The organism is Kitasatospora sp. NPDC001095 (assembly GCF_053598615.1).
Genome location: NZ_JBSFKQ010000111.1, coordinates 1600 through 2970 on the forward strand (window position 1 = coordinate 1600; position 1371 = coordinate 2970).

The following is a 1371-nucleotide window of genomic DNA, read 5'->3' on the forward strand; positions in this document are numbered from 1 at the left end:
CATGCTGCAATGACACGACTTCGGTGGTGTGCTTGAGCCCCGCTACATTGTCGGCGCGGAATCACTTGACCAGTGAGCTATTACGCACTCTTTCAAGGGTGGCTGCTTCTAAGCCAACCTCCTGGTTGTCTCTGCGACTCCACATCCTTTCCCACTTAGCACACGCTTAGGGACCTTAGTCGGTGTTCTGGGCTGTTTCCCTCTCGACCATGGAGCTTATCCCCCACAGTCTCACTGCCACGCTCTCACTTACCGGCATTCGGAGTTTGGCTAAGGTCAGTAACCCGGTAAGGCCCATCGCCTATCCAGTGCTCTACCTCCGGCAAGAAACACGTGACGCTGCACCTAAATGCATTTCGGGGAGAACCAGCTATCACGGAGTTTGATTGGCCTTTCACCCCTAACCACAGGTCATCCCCCAGGTTTTCAACCCTGGTGGGTTCGGTCCTCCACACGGTCTTACCCGCGCTTCAACCTGCCCATGGCTAGATCACTCCGCTTCGGGTCTTGGGCATGCAACTCAACCGCCCTATTCGGACTCGCTTTCGCTACGGCTACCCCACACGGGTTAACCTCGCTACACACCGCAAACTCGCAGGCTCATTCTTCAAAAGGCACGCAGTCACGGCCCACCAGCAAGCTGATGAACGACGCTCCCACGGCTTGTAGGCACACGGTTTCAGGTACTATTTCACTCCGCTCCCGCGGTACTTTTCACCATTCCCTCACGGTACTATCCGCTATCGGTCACCAGGGAATATTTAGGCTTAGCGGGTGGTCCCGCCAGATTCACACGGGATTTCTCGGGCCCCGTGCTACTTGGGAGTTCTTCAAACGAGCCGTACAGATTTCGCCTACGGGGGTCTTACCCTCTACGCCGGACCTTTCGCATGTCCTTCGACTATCCATACGGTTTCTGACTCGCCGACCGGCCGGCAGACCGATCAAGAAAAATCCCACGACCCCGAAACGGCAACCCCTGCCGGGTCTCACACCATTCCGGTTTAGCCTCATCCGGTTTCGCTCGCCACTACTCCCGGAATCACGGTTGTTTTCTCTTCCTGCGGGTACTGAGATGTTTCACTTCCCCGCGTTCCCTCCACACTGCCTATGTGTTCAGCAGCGGGTGACAGCCCATGACGACTGCCGGGTTTCCCCATTCGGACACCCCCGGATCAAAGCTCGGTTGACAGCTCCCCGGGGCCTATCGCGGCCTCCCACGTCCTTCATCGGTTCCTGGTGCCAAGGCATCCACCGTGCGCCCTTAAAAACTTGGCCACAGATGCTCGCGTCCACTGTGCAGTTCTCAAACAACGACCAGTCACACACCCTCGACAACCCGAACCGGGCTACCTCAAGTGAGGCCGGCAC

General features: G+C 57.4%; 1 rRNA gene (only partly in view). It reads right to left on the minus strand.

The features are described 5' to 3' along the window. Window positions 1-1278, minus strand: a 23S ribosomal RNA gene (locus ACWDBB_RS35930); it reaches 1597 nt to the left of the window's first position. Window positions 1279-1371 lie beyond the last annotated feature (93 nt).